This window comes from Vibrio chagasii, assembly GCF_002954585.1.
Taxonomy (GTDB): Bacteria; Pseudomonadota; Gammaproteobacteria; order Enterobacterales; family Vibrionaceae; genus Vibrio; species Vibrio chagasii_A.
Window position 1 is genome coordinate 1,585,820 of sequence record NZ_MSCI01000001.1, and the last position, 17,003, is coordinate 1,602,822.

12 protein-coding genes and 2 pseudogenes are annotated in these 17,003 nt (G+C 43.6%); 9 read left to right on the plus strand and 5 right to left on the minus strand.

Annotated features, from left to right (window positions below):
* The first annotated feature begins 88 nt into the window (after positions 1–88).
* The 6 genes and pseudogenes from BTO10_RS07325 (at position 89) to BTO10_RS07350 (ending at position 7,752) form a co-directional block, all read left to right on the plus strand.
* Entirely contained in the window at positions 89–1,528 is a 1,440-nt protein-coding gene (locus BTO10_RS07325) for a 6-phospho-beta-glucosidase (protein WP_105024096.1), read from the plus strand.
* 95 nt (positions 1,529–1,623) lie between these two features.
* Entirely contained in the window at positions 1,624–2,622 is a 999-nt protein-coding gene (locus BTO10_RS07330; protein WP_105024097.1) for a LacI family DNA-binding transcriptional regulator, read from the plus strand.
* A gap of 250 nt (positions 2,623–2,872) precedes the next feature.
* Positions 2,873–3,433 carry a sugar O-acetyltransferase gene (locus tag BTO10_RS07335; protein WP_105024098.1) on the plus strand — a complete coding sequence of 187 codons (561 nt, stop codon included), beginning with the start codon at positions 2,873–2,875 and terminating at the stop codon, positions 3,431–3,433.
* Positions 3,434–3,822: 389 nt separating this feature from the next.
* Positions 3,823–4,971: an S-(hydroxymethyl)glutathione dehydrogenase/class III alcohol dehydrogenase gene (locus BTO10_RS07340; RefSeq protein ID WP_086714777.1), complete on the plus strand. Its 1,149-nt coding sequence runs from the start codon at positions 3,823–3,825 to the stop codon at positions 4,969–4,971.
* A 164-nt stretch (positions 4,972–5,135) separates the two neighbouring features.
* Positions 5,136–6,416: a dicarboxylate/amino acid:cation symporter gene (locus BTO10_RS07345; RefSeq protein ID WP_105024099.1), complete on the plus strand. Its 1,281-nt coding sequence runs from the start codon at positions 5,136–5,138 to the stop codon at positions 6,414–6,416.
* Between the two features lie 99 nt (positions 6,417–6,515).
* Positions 6,516–7,752, plus strand: a pseudogene (locus BTO10_RS07350) (IS3 family transposase).
* A gap of 47 nt (positions 7,753–7,799) precedes the next feature.
* Here BTO10_RS07350 and BTO10_RS23980 read toward each other — a convergent pair.
* A pseudogene (locus tag BTO10_RS23980) lies at positions 7,800–8,242 on the minus strand (MATE family efflux transporter); the annotation flags it as partial.
* Positions 8,238–8,696 carry a MarR family winged helix-turn-helix transcriptional regulator gene (locus BTO10_RS07360; RefSeq protein WP_105024256.1) on the minus strand — a complete coding sequence of 153 codons (459 nt, stop codon included), beginning with the start codon at positions 8,694–8,696 and terminating at the stop codon, positions 8,238–8,240. The pseudogene BTO10_RS23980 and the gene BTO10_RS07360, both read right to left, overlap by 5 nt.
* A gap of 130 nt (positions 8,697–8,826) precedes the next feature.
* Between BTO10_RS07360 and BTO10_RS07365 the strand changes: the two genes are divergently transcribed.
* Both BTO10_RS07365 and BTO10_RS07370 read left to right on the plus strand, forming a co-directional pair.
* A complete protein-coding gene (locus BTO10_RS07365; RefSeq protein WP_105024100.1) occupies positions 8,827–9,249 on the plus strand; it encodes an organic hydroperoxide resistance protein in 423 nt (140 codons plus the stop codon).
* 386 nt (positions 9,250–9,635) lie between these two features.
* Positions 9,636–10,988, plus strand: coding sequence for a sphingomyelin phosphodiesterase (locus tag BTO10_RS07370; protein WP_374955516.1), 1,353 nt, complete (start codon positions 9,636–9,638; stop codon positions 10,986–10,988).
* 58 nt (positions 10,989–11,046) lie between these two features.
* Here BTO10_RS07370 and BTO10_RS07375 read toward each other — a convergent pair whose 3' ends face one another.
* Both BTO10_RS07375 and BTO10_RS07380 read right to left on the minus strand, forming a co-directional pair.
* Complete coding sequence (locus BTO10_RS07375; protein WP_105024101.1) at positions 11,047–12,384, minus strand: MATE family efflux transporter; 1,338 nt, start codon at positions 12,382–12,384, stop codon at positions 11,047–11,049.
* A gap of 86 nt (positions 12,385–12,470) precedes the next feature.
* Entirely contained in the window at positions 12,471–13,322 is an 852-nt protein-coding gene (locus BTO10_RS07380) for a helix-turn-helix domain-containing protein (RefSeq protein ID WP_105024102.1), read from the minus strand.
* Between the two features lie 977 nt (positions 13,323–14,299).
* Here BTO10_RS07380 and BTO10_RS07385 point away from each other — a divergent pair.
* On the plus strand, positions 14,300–15,841 hold the full coding sequence (locus BTO10_RS07385; protein WP_105024103.1) for a GH3 family domain-containing protein: 1,542 nt from the start codon (positions 14,300–14,302) through the stop codon (positions 15,839–15,841).
* 159 nt (positions 15,842–16,000) lie between these two features.
* Here BTO10_RS07385 and BTO10_RS07390 read toward each other — a convergent pair whose 3' ends face one another.
* Positions 16,001–16,918: a DMT family transporter gene (locus tag BTO10_RS07390; RefSeq protein WP_105024104.1), complete on the minus strand. Its 918-nt coding sequence runs from the start codon at positions 16,916–16,918 to the stop codon at positions 16,001–16,003.
* Between the last annotated feature and the right edge of the window lie 85 nt (positions 16,919–17,003).

Here is a 17,003-nt window from a genome sequence, read left to right on the forward strand (position 1 = left end):
CTTGAAATCGGTTTCAGAGTTTCAGCTTTTAAGTTTGTTACCTTAAACCTATCTATTTTCTAGCGAATAACTTGTAGTGAGTGATGGTATGAATAACGAATTTCCAAACAATTTTTTATGGGGTGGCGCGGTTGCGGCGCATCAGCTAGAAGGCGGCTGGGATGCGAATGGTAAAGGTGTTAGCGTTGTCGATGTATTAACAGCAGGCGCTCATGGTGTTCAGCGTCGAATCACCGATGGTGTGATCGACGGTGAAAACTACCCAAACCAAGTGGCGGTTGATTTCTACCATCGTTACAAAGAAGACATTCAGTTATTTGCTGAGATGGGCTTTAAGTGTTTCCGCACCAGTATCGCGTGGACGCGTATTTTCCCGAATGGCGATGAAGCCGAACCTTGTGAAGCGGGATTAAAATTTTACGATGACCTATTTGATGAGCTTCTCAAATACGATATTCAGCCAGTTGTGACGCTGAGCCACTTTGAAATGCCTTACCATCTAGCCAAAGAATATGGTGGCTGGATGAACCGCAAAGTGATCGACTTCTTTGTTAAGTACTCAACCACGGTGATGGAGCGTTACCAGCACAAAGTTAAATACTGGATGACGTTTAACGAGATCAACAACCAGATGAACACCTCGGCGGACATCTTCGGTTGGTTGTGCTCTGGTGTGAAGTTTCCGCAATGTGAAAAGCCACAAGAAGCCATGTATCAAGCAGTTCACCATCAGTTTGTTGCGAGCGCATTGGTGGTGAAGAAAGGTCATGAGATCAACCCAGATCTTCAGATCGGTGCAATGTGTGCGATGGTGCCTTTCTACCCTCGTTCTTCAAAGCCAGAAGACATCATGGTGGCGCAGCAAGCGATGCGTGATCGTTATTTCTTCTCTGATGTCATGGTTCGTGGTCACTACCCAAGCTATGCCAAGCGTGATTGGGCTATTAAAGGCTTTAATATCGAAATGCAGCCTGAAGATGAGCAGATCTTAAAAGAGGGTAAAGCCGATTACTTAGGCTTTAGTTACTACATGTCGAATACCTTGGACTCTTCTTCTCACCAATCTACGGAAGAAGCGATGGACGGCGGTCATGAAAATTCAGTAGAGAACCCTTTCATCAAATCGAGCGATTGGGGCTGGCCGATTGATCCAACAGGCCTACGTTACTGTTTAGCGTCTCTCTACGAGCGCTATGAAGTGCCACTGTTCATCGTTGAGAATGGTTTTGGTGCGGTTGATACCATCGAAGAAGATGGCAGCATTAATGATGACTATCGTATCGCTTATCTTGGCGATCACATCAAAGAGATGAAAAAAGCCGTAGCGATTGATGGCGTTGACTTGATGGGCTACACCCCTTGGGGCTGTATCGACTTGGTATCGTTCACCACTGGCGAGATGAAAAAGCGCTACGGATTCATTTACGTAGACAAACACAACGACCAGTCAGGAACACTAGAGCGTAAGCGCAAGAAGTCTTTTGAGTGGTATAAAGGCGTGATTGCATCTAACGGTGCCACTATTTAGAATGCCTGCAATTAAACGGCAGCGAGCGTTGCCGTTTCCTAAGCAATACAATTAGCTGGCTTAGGTCAGCTAATTTTTTATAGAAGGGTAAGTGAATGGTCACCATGCTTGATGTCGCGAACCGCGCAGGCGTATCTAAGTCGACGGTTTCTCGTGTCTTAAACGGCAAGAATATCGTGCGCCCAGATGTGGTGAAAAAGGTATTTGATGCGATTCAAGAAACGGGCTATCGACCAAATCTATTAGCTCAACAATTGGCGACTAAGAAGACTAATTTTATCGGTTTTGTTATTACCAACGAGCTTTTCAACGGCCCTTACTTTTCGTCTTTGATGTATCACGCCGCTTCTTACAGTGAAAAATCCAATCATCAGTTGGTGATTACCGATGGTAAACACAGTGCTGAAGACGAGCGCAAAGCCATTAATTTTCTACTCGATATGAAATGCGCCGGGATCATCATTTATCCGCAATGCTTGAGTGAATCTGAAATCGCGCAGATCATTGAGAGCACTGACACTCCCATTCTTGTGCTCAACCGTGAAATGCCTTCGAAGCCTGAGCATGCGATCACTACCGATCATTATCGAAGTGCTTGTTTGATGGTTGAACACATCATAGAGCAGGGACATACAGAGATTGCGGTTATCCGTGGTAAAGCTGGCTCGTCGACCGATGAACAGCGTTATCAAGCTTATCAAGATGTGCTCACTAAGCATGGTATTGAGCTAAACCAATCTAACGTTGCTCAAGGCAACTGGACCATGGAGAGTGGTTACCGTGCCGCTCAATCTTTAGTGGAACGTAAAGCAAGCTTCACTGCGATTCTGTCTGAAAACGATGACATGGCGATTGGTGCGATTAAGGCGTTAACTGAGCTGGGGTATTCATTACCTCAAGATATCTCTATCGTCGGCTTTGATAACAGTAAAGTAGGTGAGTTCCTCACACCAAGCTTAACCTCTGTGAGCGTTCCATTAGAGCAAATGACCCAAAAGGCGATTCTACAAATCGTTGGAGATTCGGAACACGCAGATGCCATCGACACTACGGGTAGTCTTGTCATTCGAGATTCAGTTGCACAGCGTACCTAAACGATATGACACATCAATTTCAATTGGCCTTTGCTTAATAGCAAAGGCTTTTTTATTGGTTTCATCTATGTGTTGCGTTTGTTGAGCATGAATTTTAATGGGTCGTTCACTACAAATCGTGACAGGAAGCGCATCTCCGTAAGCATCTTAAAACCGCTCTTATTGTGGGAGGGAAAGATATGCGGTATTGCCTTTTTTGGTCATTGTATTGACCATTACTGGGTCAGTCGTGTGGAAATAGGTAAATAACGTGAAAACAGAAAAACAGAAGATGTTGGCTGGAGAGCCTTACTTAGCATGGGACGAAGAGTTGTACGCTGAGCGAATCGAGTGTCGTAAGGTTCTGCAAAAGCTTAACAACATTATTCCAGATACCGATGAATGGCGCACGGCGATTGATAAGCTGATCCCTGATTCTGAAGGTGTATATTTAGAACCACCATTTCGCTGCGACTACGGCTCAAACATTAAGCTCGGTAAGAACTTTTACGCCAACTTTAATTGTGTCGTGTTAGATATGGCTGAAGTAACGATTGGCGACAATGTGCTGTTTGCCCCTAATGTACAAGTGCTTACGGCAGGTCACCCATTGGATGTAAAGAGCCGTGTTGATGAAGGCGTTGAGTTCGGTACGCCAATCACGATTGGTGACAATGCTTGGATTGGTGCTGGCGTGATTATTTGCCCAGGCGTGAATATTGGTAAGAATAGTGTGATCGGTGCGGGTAGTGTTGTGACCAAAGATATTCCAGACAATGTGGTCGCAGTCGGTAACCCATGCCGAGTATTAAAGCCAATTGATAATGAATAGTAGAACAACCAAAGAGACAAAGCCCGAATCTAGATTCGGGCTTTTCTATTCTAGCTAGATGCTAGATGCAGCGACTTGCGGAGTCTGTTTCTTGCCTAGCAGACCACTGAATCGAGTTAATACAGTAGCGAGTCAATGCGGTGTTCTACAAATCATCCTCGGTATCTAAGCGTATCTCTGCGTTTATCGATTTTATTCAGCCTAGGTTAAACCTTTGATTCGCTGTTAGACGAAGTTAATCTTCCTATTTATTATTACTAATATGTAATAATTATTCTCAAAAATATGGGATTATCAAACTTGATGGTCACACCTATACTAGCCTCAACAAAACGAGAGAGCGATAACAAACAGGCTCAACGTTGACTGACTAATATAGGAAATATCACATGACTATCGAAATCAAACCTGGTCAAACTCATATCCAATCTAAAGCTATGGTTGCTTGGAAAGCTGGTGAGCCACTAAAGCGTGAAACGGTTGACGTTGAACTGCCAAAGGCTGGCGAAGTACTTGTTCGTATCGTTGCTACTGGTGTTTGTCACACTGACGCATTCACTCTTTCAGGTGACGATCCAGAAGGTATCTTCCCTTCTATCCTTGGTCACGAAGGTGGCGGTATCGTTGAAATGGTTGGCGAAGGCGTAACAAGCGTTGAAGTTGGCGACCACGTTATCCCACTTTACACAGCTGAGTGTGGCGAATGTAAGTTCTGTAAGTCTGGTAAAACTAACCTTTGCCAAGCGGTTCGCGAAACTCAAGGTAAAGGCCTAATGCCAGATGGCACAAGCCGTTTCTCTATCAACGGTGAGCCAATTTTCCACTACATGGGTTGTTCTACTTTCTCTGAGTACACGGTACTTCCAGAAATTTCACTAGCGAAAGTAAACAAAGAAGCACCTCTCGAGGAAGTTTGTCTTCTAGGTTGTGGCGTAACCACTGGTATGGGCGCAGTACTGAACACAGCTAAAGTTGAAAAAGGCGACACAGTTGCTGTATTCGGCCTGGGCGGTATCGGTCTTTCTGCAATCATCGGTGCTCGTATGGCGGGTGCAAGCAAAATCATCGGTGTTGATATCAACGAGAGCAAATTCGAGCTAGCAAAACAACTTGGCGCGACTGACTGCATCAACCCAATGAACTACGACAAGCCAATCCAAGACGTTATCGTTGAGATGACAGACGGTGGTGTTGATTACTCATTCGAATGTATCGGTAACGTAAACGTGATGCGTCAAGCTCTTGAGTGTTGTCACAAAGGCTGGGGTGAATCCGTTGTAATTGGTGTTGCAGGTGCAGGCCAAGAGATCTCAACTCGTCCATTCCAACTAGTAACAGGTCGTGTATGGCGTGGTTCTGCTTTCGGTGGTGTTAAAGGCCGCTCTGAGCTTCCAGAAATCGTAAACCGTTACATGGCGGGTGAGTTCGGACTACAAGAGTTCATCACTCACACTATGGGCCTTGAAGACGTAAACGAAGCATTCGACCTAATGCACAAAGGTGAATCTATCCGTACTGTTCTACACATGGATAAATAGCCTTAAATCTTAAACCTCATTTGGTTTTCTTAAAGTCCGTTAGATCAAATCTAACGGACTTTATTTTTTCCTAGGCATGCTTTACCAAGGAATATTTTTATTAAAGGTTGTTCCCTTTAATAAAGGTATCTGAATTGTCCTACAGGGTTACTGGAATTGTCCTTATGTTGACTAAACTTCGCCACTCTTTACCTCTACAGTTAATGTTAGCTGCTTTGCTTGCATGGCTTTTTGCACAACTTATTTCTTCAACCTCTGGTATTACCCAAACGGGGTGGTATCAGTTCTTAATGCTTGGCAAAACTACCTATATCGGCTTGCTAAAAATGGTCGTTGGCTTAGTGGTTTTATTCTCGCTATTGCAAGGTATAACAAGCATTGGTTCGATAACTCGATTGAAGCAAATTGGTCGCAATACGGTGCTTTTCTATAGCTTCACGACGCTGATAGCCATTTCTTTGGGCTTGGGTGCTTCACTACTGTTGCCTGCTTGGGAGCCTTTAACCAGCGCTGCTGCGATTGGAGACGATGTTCAGCTTATAAGCGAAGATGCGGCAGGAGGAGCTGCGATTGCCAGCAAGCTGTTTAGCATGGCATTAGTGAACCCGGTAGCGGCATTAACCAATGGTAACTTGCTCGCGATTGTTGTGTTCTCATTCATGTTGGGTATTGCTCTGCTTTCTTCATTGCCAGAAAAACACCCGATCTTTGAGGTGCTTAATGGCTTGAACAAGAGCATCAATACCATTGTTGGTTGGATAATTCGTTTAGCTCCACTAGCGGTTTTCGCCATTGTCTTTGATTTTACCGTTCGTGGCGGTGAGTCACTGTTTGAGCAATTGGCACTGTTTGCTTTGCTCGTGTTTGTGCTGACTTTAATTCACGGAGCGATTGTCTTGCCGACTATTGCGAAGGTGATGACTGGGATTCGTCTTAGCACACTATTCAAAGGTATCTCGGCACCGATGGCGATGGCGTTCGCAACGTCATCAAGCTCTGCTACTTTGCCACTTGCGATGCAGAGCGCAGAAGAAAAGCTCGGCGTATCGCAAAGTACAAGTAGCATGGTGTTACCACTTGGCGCAGTGATGAACATGGATGGGACGGCACTTTTTGAAGGTGTTGCGGCAATCTTCTTGGCTCAATTGTTTGGTGTGGACCTCACGACTTCTGGCTTGGTGATGATCTTCATTATGGCGATGGTCTCTTCTGTCGGGGCTCCGGGTATGCCATCTGGATCTATGTCTGGCATGCAGCTGGTGTTATTGGCCGCAGGTATACCACTGGAAGCGATCGCGATTCTGCTGATTATTGAACGTCCGTTAGATACATTTCGTACGGCTGTGAACGTAGAAGGTGACCTGATCGCTGCACTGGTCGTGGATAAATGGCAGAAACAACAAAAGATAGTGCTTGAACCTGCACTGAGCGAGTCAGTAGCTTAGAGAATACCAAGTTCAATGAAAAAGCCCGTTCAGGTGTTCTGAACGGGCTTTTTGTTGTTTGTCTCGTCCTGAAATGTGTTTACACATTGAGGACGAATTATGACTACTTCAAATAATACCTACGTTAAGCGCACTCAGCGTGATTACACACTAGGCTTTAAATTACAGGTCGTCGCCGCTGTAGAAAGAGGCGATATGACCTATAAACAAGCCCAAACCATTTATGGTATCCAAGGCCGTTCAACCGTTTTAACCTGGCTTCGAAAGCACGGTAAGATGAATTGGGCGCAAAATCCAAGGATGAATGTCATGAGCCAATCACCTAAGCCTAAAGAATCGCCTGCACAGAAAATAAAACGTCTTGAGAAGGAGTTGGAAGACGAAAAAATCAAGAACCTCTTCTTAAATCGAGTGGTTGATATCCTTGATGCTGAGCACGGAACCAGTCTCAGAAAAAAGTATCTAGCCAAGGAGCAAGAAGCCTTCAAAAACAGGAAGGAATAAGTTTAGCTCGGGTATGTAGGCTTTGCGGCATAACAAGGCAGAGTGTTTATCAACGAGAAAATCGAGCTCATCATCGTCGGTTAGAGCTTAAACCGATTAAAAAATGGTGTTGGATATTAGGCGTTATATGCCTCGGGTTGGTACGAGGAAGCTCTATTTTTTAATTAAGCCTAGACTAAAAGAACAAGGTATCAAGTTAGGCCGAGATGCGCTTTTCAACTACTTACGCGCTGAGCGATTGTTGGTAAGACCTAAGCGTAGTTTTACAAAAACGACCAATAGTCGGCATTGGATGAAGAAACACCCGAACTTATTAAAAGACTACAAGCCGTTTAGTCCAGAGCGTGTGTTGGTGAGCGACATAACCTATGTTCAACCTGATGAAGGAGTTCACTACCTATCATTGGTTACGGATGCGTTTAGCCGAAAAATAATGGGCTATGAGCTGAGTAATGAAATGAAAGCGACGGATGTCGTGAAAGCGCTAGATATGGCTATCAAAGGGCGTCAATATCATCGTTCTTGCATCCATCATTCGGATCGTGGTCTGCAGTATTGCTCAGGTGTATATCAAGATAAATTGAAAATTAGCGGCATAATGCCTTCGATGACAGATGGTTATGACTGCTACCAAAATGCTTTAGCAGAAAGAATAAATGGGATCCTGAAACAAGAGTTCTTACTTGATAGGTGTAAGAATCTTGAGGAACTAAAACGACTAGTAAAAGAGTCTATCAATATCTATAACAATATGAGGCCGCACCTCAGTCTCATGATGAAAACTCCAAATGAGGTGCATGAAAAAAGCCAACATCTGGCGCTGTTGGCTTAGTAAAAAACTGTCAACGTATTTTAGGACGAGACATGCTGTTCGCTCGTCTACACGACTTGTTGCTCTAAGGAGTCAGCAAAGCGCTTCTTGTAACTGCGTAACATGCTAAAGCTGACGATCGCCGTTAGAGTTTCCGCGAATAGAATACTTGCCCAAATCCCTTGTTCTGGGAACAGCTTTGGCAGAATGATGATACCCAAAGCCATGAAAACAAAACTGCGAGCAATTGCTATGAGTTTTGCTTGTTTGGGGCTTGCCGGGGCCTGAAAGAGTCTAGCTATCACTAAGTTAATGCCCATGAGTGAGCTGATGACAAGATTAGTGCGAGTGAAGTAGCAATCAATTCAATCAGATGATGTGATCTCCCTAGGTAAAGATCAGCAATGTTGAGAGCAAGCCGATACACAAAGCTTATAAACAGTAAGCCATTGACTAAGGCGCTTTTTGTTTCTGATTTAAATGTCGTCTTTATGCGCTCCGTTTTGTTAGCCCAGATTATCGAGCACTTTGCCGCACAGTTTCTTCAGCATGATCATTTCATCCAACTCTAATGAAATTTTGCACATCATGGCGTTTGGCACTGACTTGGCGTGCTCTCTGAGGTCACGACCCCGCTCGGTTAGATTGAGTACACGAACGCGCTCATCCGTATCACTGCGACCACGCTCTACGTAGCCTTTTGTTTCTAATCGTTTAAGCAACGGCGTGAGTGTGCCTGAGTCTAAATGCAGTTGTGATCCCAATTCTTTCACGCTGGCACCGTCTTTCTCCCATAACACAATCATCACTAAATATTGTGAGTAGGTCAGATCAAGCTCGTCCAACAGCGGACGGTAAGCTCGAATCACCGCATTCGCTGCGCTATAGAGAGGGAAGCAAGTTTGGTTTTCGAGTAAGAGTTTATCGTCGTCGGTCATGATGTTGTCGGTGTGACACTGGCTCATTGGCGTTGCCTCGCTATCCATGGAAAAAAACATAATAAATTGTGCGCAATATAGTTGCAACGATCTTTAATTCGATATAAGGTTGTTGGCAATTAGATGGCGCACAACTTAAATTAAAAAGGAAATTAGTATGACTACAATCTATAAAACTCAGGCTACCGCAGTGGCTGGTCGCAATGGTCAAGTAAAAACAAATGACGGTCTTTTGGAGTTAGAACTGGCTTATCCTAAGGAGATGGGGGGAACGGGTTCGGCGACAAACCCAGAGCAACTTTTCGCGGCGGGTTATTCGGCATGCTTTTCTAGTGCGATTCAGCACGTAGCGCGAGAAGCCCAAATGGACATAGAGCCAGCTCCTGTTACTGCAGAAATAGGGATTGGACCGAATAATGACGGTGGATTTGCACTGACGGTGAGCCTAGCGGTTGAGCTAAACATGTCACAAGAAGAAGCGTTGAAGCTAACTCGTCGCGCGCATCAGGTGTGCCCGTACTCAAACGCGGTTCGTGGCAACATTAATGTCGCAGTAACGGTAAATGGAGAAGCGATCTAAGCCGTTCTATCATGTCACAAAGAAAAGGAAGCCTGCAATTACGCAGGCTTTTTATATTGGTATTAGGCGAGAACATTTAACGCGACTCTAGTAGCTAAGATCGGTGGCTTCAAATGTTCTGAGAACGCAGTGTATTTCGGTCGATATTAATGGTAGTCATAAAAACCACCTAGTGCGTGCAATGCTTGGTGCTTCAGCCTTGAGATTAAAACTTCTTATTATGGGAAATAATCGATCATAAATTTAAATAAAAGAACACAATATTAACATTAAAGTAACAATTTGCTTACACTGCACATTTTGATTTTCTTTTGTTTGCGCTTAGTTGCATATGGGGTTTAGTTTGAACTTGCATGTCTACGTGTAACAACGAATAAGGATTATTAATGATGAGAACATTGACTATTGCCGCTTTGTTGTGGGCAATGACGTTCCAAGCGCTAGCTACTTCTGTCTACTACATAAACCGCACGGATGAACCTGTCCGTATTAACTTTATCGCGGATGCCACGGCCCCAGTTGAAAACGGCAACCAATATCGCTTGACCTCAGAACAAATTATCATACCCGCTTACCAACGAGTTAAGGTAGCTGACTTTAATCGTTATTACGGGATAGTCAACGGTGCAACTTATGATTATTTTATGCATGTTGAACGTGCAAACGGTTATGGAGGATGGATAGAGGAAACCGGTACTCCGGTAGCGCAATTGCGTTTAGTCGGTCATGGGGCAGGTACCACGCTTTCCTACGGGTATAAAAGGTTCGTTTTAAAAACAGATTATAATCCCTACGTGACCACTCTTAACCGCGGTGACGGTAGTCATACTGAGTTCGGAGTAAAAGCGGTTTATACCTCTGGCTTTGATGACGTTGAGTTTGTGATTGCTGACCATGATATTGCCGACATGGAGTACCGAGATCATGTGCTGACGGTTGCTACTTATAACCTATGGATGATTCCTTCTGTTTCTTCAGACATTGATGCTCGTGCTGCTCTGATGGAACACAGTTTGTCCGGCTATGATGTTTTGGTCTTACAGGAAGCGTTTTCGAGCGCGAGAGATCCAATGTTTGACGCTTTAGAGCTGGAATACCCTTACCAAACCGATGTTGTCGGTGGTGATAGCGCTGCACTCTATGATGGTGGTGTTGTGACGTTAAGTCGATACCCAATTTTAGAGACGGATGCTTTGGTTTTTGATCATTGTTCTGGGACAGATTGTTATGCAGATAAAGGAATTGTTTACACTAAAATCGATAAAAATGGTCAGATATACCATATTTTCAATACACACCTAGCTTCGTTCAATACAAAGGCTGCCAAAAGATTGCGTCGCTTGCAGCTTGGTTTATTACGTACTTTTATGTTGACTAAACAAATACCAGCCGACGAGGCAGTCATTTATGCAGGTGACTTTAACATCGATAAAAATAGCGATTTTATGGAGTACTTGCTTATGTTGGCTACGCTTGAGGTTGATCCGCCAACTTACCTTGGATATCGAGAAGCAACATTTGACCCGAGTATAAACTCATACGCGTCTGCTAAATACTCTGGTGGCTCCCAATCTGAGTACCTCGATTATGTACTCGTTAGTTCAGAGCACCGCAGAGCCTTTGAAAATACGAATACCGTTAAGTTGAGACAGCGGGTGAGCGAAGAGACGTGGGGTGAGTGGCATTTGTCAGATCACTTCAGTGTGGAGGGCCAATTCGTCTTTGATGAACGTGAATAAGTCGTTTTTTTAATCTATCCGGGTCTACAGGCTGTTTGTAGGCCCGGAATATTCGATATCAAGAATAAGCTGGTGAAAGAGCTTTACGTTTGTAGTTTAGCAACATGCTCAAACTGATCACCGCGGTGAGCGATTCTGCAAAGACAATGCTTGCCCAAATGCCGTCTTGCGGGAAGAGCTTAGGCAGTAGTAATACACCTAGCACAACAAACACAAACCCTCGACATAAGGAAATAAGCGTCGCTTGTTTTGGCTTGGCAATGGCTTGGAACAGGTTGGCAATCACCATGTTTAACCCCATCAAAGGTACGCCGAAGAAGTAAAACGTCAGCGCGCTTGCGGCGATTGGGATTAAGTCATTCGCATTACCTAAGTAAATTGAGGCAATCAGTGGCGCCGACGGCCAGATACCTAACAGAAAGACTGTACCGCTGCCCATGGCTGCTTTCACCCCCAGTTTTAGAGTCTCGTCAATGAGTTCTGGGCGTCCTGCTCCGTGATTAAAGCTAAGGATTGGCTGACATGCTTGTGCGATGCCTACCATGACAAATAGGGCAAATATACCAACGTTTGTGGTCAAACCGTAGGCGATAATGTAGCCCTCACCGAACTGGTTTAGTAGGACATAATTGAACAAAATAATGGTCATTGCTGATGTGAGTTCAAGAAAGAAAGTCGGTGTACCTATACTTAAAATTTCTTTCGCTTTACTTAATCCGATGCCTTTTAAATTAAGCCTCAACGTGCCTTTCTCTCCGGCGAGATGAGTGATCAAAATTAATGCAATTAGTGTTTGTGCGACTGCCGTTCCATAGGCTGCCCCTGCCATTCCCATGTCCATTTTTATGATGAAAAAATAATCGCATGCTAGGTTAGCTATCGCACCAAAAGACATGGCATAAGTGGCCAGTTTAGGGTTTGTATCGTTGCGCACAAAGCAGGATAGAACCCAAGCGAGTGAATAGATGACGAAAAACGGTAGCATCGCAGACAGATAATCGTGAGCATGTTTCGCTATAGAGCCTGTGGCTCCAATTAAGGCAATAATTTCATCTAGCCAGACTATGCCAACTCCAACCGTTATGCTCGAAAGCAGCGCTATGAGCAAGATTGATTGACTAAACCAGATTTGACTGGCTCTGGATTTTCCTTTGCCAACTTCTATCGACATTTTGGCGGCGCCACCAATCCCAACCATCATTGCAATGGCGGTAAAAATGGAGAATGGCGCAACAATTAATGCCATTGCACCAACTCCCTCGGAGCCGATGCCCATCCCGACGATGAGTGTATCGCCCATTATGAACAAGGATTTTATTAACATGCCAGTTAGCGCTGGCCATAGATACTGATAAAAGGATTTTGAAATAGGGTCAGTGTTTAAGTTGATAGCCATGGAATAGAAAAATACCCGAATGTGATGAATTTATTTTCGGGTATTATTGGTACATTCAAACGTGGATAAAAGGGATTATCCACCCTTTATATTGTACTATCTAAACATCGGTGACGAAATTCTGCAGGTGTTTCTCTCTTTTGCTTTCGATAGAAGCGGCTGAAATAAGCAGGGTCATCAAAGCCCAATTCAAAGGCGATGGTCTTGACGGATTTGGTCGAAAACACCAGCTCTCGATTCGCTTCTAATATAATTCGGTCATGAATCAGTTGCGTGACCGTCTTGCCTCTGTCCGCCTTCACTAATTCGTTGAGACGTTTGCTGGTGAGAGCTAAGGCATCGGAGTAGAACTGGCATTTCTTTTTTTCGCGATAATGCAGTTCAATCAATTCGATCAATTGAACAATGCGAGCATCTTTCTGCTTCCCTTTTTGGGATGGCTTTTTAGAAAAGCGCAATACGTAACGTAAAAAACTGTTAAGGAGTGATTCTACAAGCTCCCAGTCGCACGCCTTTCGTTCGCATTCTTCTAGGAGCAGTGTGTAAATTGATTCTAGGTAGGGAAAACCCTCTTCGTTGCAATCAAGGTACGGTGGACGATCAATCGTAGAAAATACGGTATTCACCAGTTGCGTGCTACGTGGATTAGTTTCAGCGAAGCCGGGGCTGAATATCAACATGCGAACGCTTTTGCCCATGAACTCAGAATGGTGAACCTGCCCCGGTGAAATGGTAAATAAACGGCCGCGGCGGTTTTGGTATTCGATGAAATCGATGCTTTGCGTTCCGCTATTATCCAAACACCACACGATTTCCCAGTACTCGTGACGATGCGGCTCAATGAACTGTGCTTCTTGGATACCTGAAAATTCCAGCGCTCGGCAAGGTTCTCCTAAAATGAGCGGTATTTTTGGAATAGGCAGGGTGGTATTGCTCATGAAGTTTTCAACCGTTCTTGGAGATGATGGCTTTATTATTAATCGAATGACTTTTATCTTGCACGGCTTTTATTTTGATCAAGAGTCGGTAAGTCCCATATAACCAATACCAGAATGAGAACCCTCAATACATACTGGGTCTTCCTAATTAGGCTTAGAAGGCGACATTTTCGCGTTCTGGTTGAGACCAGATACGGTGAGCTTAAACTGTTTAATCGGAATCGAAACTTACCACTCGGTTGGATACTTTCCGCCATTTCACACCTTGCCTCATGCGTTATTCGCGCTTTATCCGAGTACTGGCGTTACTATAAAAAGAATGTTTATCAATATTCAACGCTTTGGGATGAAAGAACGTTTTATAGCTGTGTAAATAGCGTTGTAGGAATTGCTCAGCGTCGAGTCGCAAAGGTGCTAGTAACAGTAGCCAACGAAAAGATTTTGTGGGCTAGTTGCTGGTGTCCTGATTCCTAGCCTTACCAGTACAGCCTGTTTGTTGAAAAACATGCAAAGTAACCTCCTCATTTTTCGCGTAGTTCATTATCAAATTTGAGCATAAAGTTGTTAATGCGAGTGTCAGAATTAGCATAGCCTCTTTGTAGGTAAATGCGTCCTCAGTCAATAGAACTTACCACCCTACGCAACACTATGGTTGTTGCATTATAAATAGTGATTGGATTCAAAAATCATACAGTCCTTTAAAATATTTTAATATGAAACAGTGTGAATATGGTTTGTTTGACTAATGTTAGTTGGCTAACAAAGGAGTAATGACTGGAATTGCGAAGACCAATTTGGTTTTCGGAGACAAGCGGAGCGTGAAGGAGCAAATAGTAATGGCTTACATGCTTTTATAGGTTGTGCCTGAATATTAGTGCCTTTTACTAAAAAGATGCGCATTCAATACCGTCTATCTACTTACCTTTTTGTTACGCAGTTCATGTAAACAAACTCCACCTAATGATAAGGACTAAAAAGTGAAAATTATCCACACACTTCGGTATGCTCAAACTAAGAGGAAATATAAAAAACTACTTAAAGACCCCATCTCTGGACAAAGTAATGTATTTAAGAAACTGATAAAGTCGGGGCGGAAGACCCAATTCGGCAAGCAAAATCATTTTTCTAGTATTTGCACCGTTAGAGATTTTCAATCACTTGTTCCCATTCAGACTAACGAAACGATCGCCCCTTACATGCGAAGAGTTGTTCTTGGAGAAGAGAGTGTGCTTTGGCCGGGCAAGCCTCGTTACTTTGCATGTACGTCAGGTACCACGGGAGAAATTAAATATGTTCCTGTGACAAAAGAAAGTCAGGCAAATCAATTGTTAGGCTCAATGCAATTGGCACATTTATACCCTTTAATAACTCAGCAAAAATCACTAGTTCATGCTAATTGTATTGCTCTAACAGGGTCATGTAAAACAGTCTCGATGAATGGTTTTCCTATTGGTAGACTATCTGGGCTGACTCGAAAGCTATTGCCTAAAAGGCTGTTTAAAGGAGTTGTACCGGTTGAAGAAACTTTAGACATTCCTGAGCATGAAGAGATGATGCTACAAATTGCGCGAGAAGCCATTAATGCCAAGGATATTCGTTCTATGGTTGGCTTTCCTTCCTGGGTAGTTGTAATGTTACAAGCTTGCCAAAAAGTTTCTGGCTCTGAGTGCTTACATCATATCTTCCCAAATCTTGATACCTTCTATTCTTCGGGGACTCGATATCAACCTTACCTACCCGCAATAGAAAAAATGCTAGGCCATAAAATCAATGTTCGAGAGTTTTATTGTTCCTCGGAGGCCTTTTTTGCTGTGCAAGATTTAAAAGAAGACGGTATGTTGCTCGACACTCATAATGGCGTTTTTTTTGAATTCATTCCGTTGAGCAAATTTCATACAGCGACGCCCACATGTCTCTCTTTACAAGAGGTTGAGAGAGATCAAGCCTACGTGATGTTGATTTCGACGTTTTCGGGCTTATACCGTTATTGTGTAGGCGATATCGTAAGATTTGTTTCCATCAACCCTTACCGTATCGTGGTATGTGGTAGGACACAGCATGAGTTAAATATTATGGGTGAACATATCCGTAGCGAACATGTTGAGTTGGTAATGAGTCAAGTCGCGGAAAAGTTAAATATTAGTGTGCATGAGTTTACGGTCGCTCCTAGCCCGATTTGCAATGACACCAAGTTATTTTACCATCATTGGTTTATTGAAATACCTGATAATGAACAGATTAATTTATCGATTTTAGCTGAAGAGCTTGATAAAGCATTAATGGCACAATGTGCGTTCTATCAAGCATTCCGAAGTAAGGGAGAACTCAGCATACCCATAGTAACAAGGCTAAGAGAACGTTCATTTTGCGACTACCTAACTGAAAATAAAAAACAAGTTGATAATCAACAAAAGGTACCTAGAGTGTCCAATAACCGTGAAATTGCGAACTTTCTACTCGGTCAAATGGATTCAATTTCTCAAGTCACAACCCTTGAAGAAATATATGAGGCTGGGTGAGAAGTTTTATATGACTGAGTAAGTGCTACTTTGCGTAGTTAGAGAGTGTGTTCATCCTCACTCCAGTTAAACATATAGACTAATAGACAAGGCCCCAGAAACACACGCTTTGTTTCTGGGGCAGTTTGAATATGGCTTTGGTTTTAGTTGTTTAGCTACTTAGTTAGTGCTTGCCGCTTTAAGCGTTGAACGCAGCTTGAAGATGCTCTTCGGTGCTTTAGTTAGCAAGATGCCACAAAGTAGAGGGATCATCATAAGCAGAGACTGTTCAGATAGTACTTCACCGTTGATGTAGCAAGAGATCAGCAGTGCAACCACTGGGAAGATAAGGAAACAAATGGATGCTTGGAACGGCGTCGAAACCTGACCTAGTTTGAAGTAAGCCACAATACCGCCGACACTCGCTACAAAACCTAGGTACACGACCGCTGAGATAGAATCCCAAGTGAAAGAGTCTACGTTCACGTTCTCACCTACTGCCGATACTGCAAACAAGAAAATCGCAGCAATAAAACTTGGTATAGCGTTGTAAGTCAGTACTTCGATGCCTTTGCAGTGTTTTTGAACTAACACGTACATTACCGCATGAATTGCAACCGCAAGACCCAGGCAAACCGTACCGATAAAGTAGTCATCACCGCCCATTTGCATTTCGTTGCCAAGAATTAAACACAGGCTTATAACCGCGGTAACTAGGCCGAATATTTGATGTTTCGCTAAGCGTAGACCAAGGAATAAACCCGACATCAGCATCACAGCAACAGGCATATTAGCGAAGATAATCGAAGCCAAACCAGAAGAGATGTATTGCTCACCGTAGATCATCAAAGTGAACGGAATCGCAAAATACATCAGTGCCACAATAAGCAGCCATTGACGCTTGCCCTTAGGGAACAGCAAAGGTTGATTAAAGGCTTTTGCTAATACTGCAAGCAGAGGGGCTGCAAGTAAAAAGCGCAGTCCAGTAGCAAAAATTGGTGGGATAGAATGCAATGCCACTTCCATAGCGAACCAAGTGGTTCCCCAAATTAAGCAAACAGAGACAAAAAGCAAGATAGTTAGCGACTTCGAATTCATGGTGACTACTCATTAATAATTATTTTAAATCATAGGCTTGTAGCGCCTTAATGACGTGGCACAGTATAAGGAGGTCGTCGGAGAA

What these genes read in the sequence shown, in the direction of transcription:
- BTO10_RS07375 (WP_105024101.1), bottom strand. Translation starts at nt 12,384, where the DNA reads ATGGCTATCAACTTAAACACTGACCCTATTTCAAAATCCTTTTATCAG.
- BTO10_RS07360 (WP_105024256.1), bottom strand. Translation starts at nt 8,696, where the DNA reads ATGAGCCAGTGTCACACCGACAACATCATGACCGACGACGATAAACTC.
- BTO10_RS07325 (WP_105024096.1), top strand. Translation starts at nt 89, where the DNA reads ATGAATAACGAATTTCCAAACAATTTTTTATGGGGTGGCGCGGTTGCG.
- BTO10_RS07330 (WP_105024097.1), top strand. Translation starts at nt 1,624, where the DNA reads ATGGTCACCATGCTTGATGTCGCGAACCGCGCAGGCGTATCTAAGTCG.
- BTO10_RS07390 (WP_105024104.1), bottom strand. Translation starts at nt 16,918, where the DNA reads ATGAATTCGAAGTCGCTAACTATCTTGCTTTTTGTCTCTGTTTGCTTA.
- BTO10_RS07370 (WP_374955516.1), top strand. Translation starts at nt 9,636, where the DNA reads ATGATGAGAACATTGACTATTGCCGCTTTGTTGTGGGCAATGACGTTC.
- BTO10_RS07380 (WP_105024102.1), bottom strand. Translation starts at nt 13,322, where the DNA reads ATGAGCAATACCACCCTGCCTATTCCAAAAATACCGCTCATTTTAGGA.
- BTO10_RS07340 (WP_086714777.1), top strand. Translation starts at nt 3,823, where the DNA reads ATGACTATCGAAATCAAACCTGGTCAAACTCATATCCAATCTAAAGCT.
- BTO10_RS07365 (WP_105024100.1), top strand. Translation starts at nt 8,827, where the DNA reads ATGACTACAATCTATAAAACTCAGGCTACCGCAGTGGCTGGTCGCAAT.
- BTO10_RS07345 (WP_105024099.1), top strand. Translation starts at nt 5,136, where the DNA reads ATGTTGACTAAACTTCGCCACTCTTTACCTCTACAGTTAATGTTAGCT.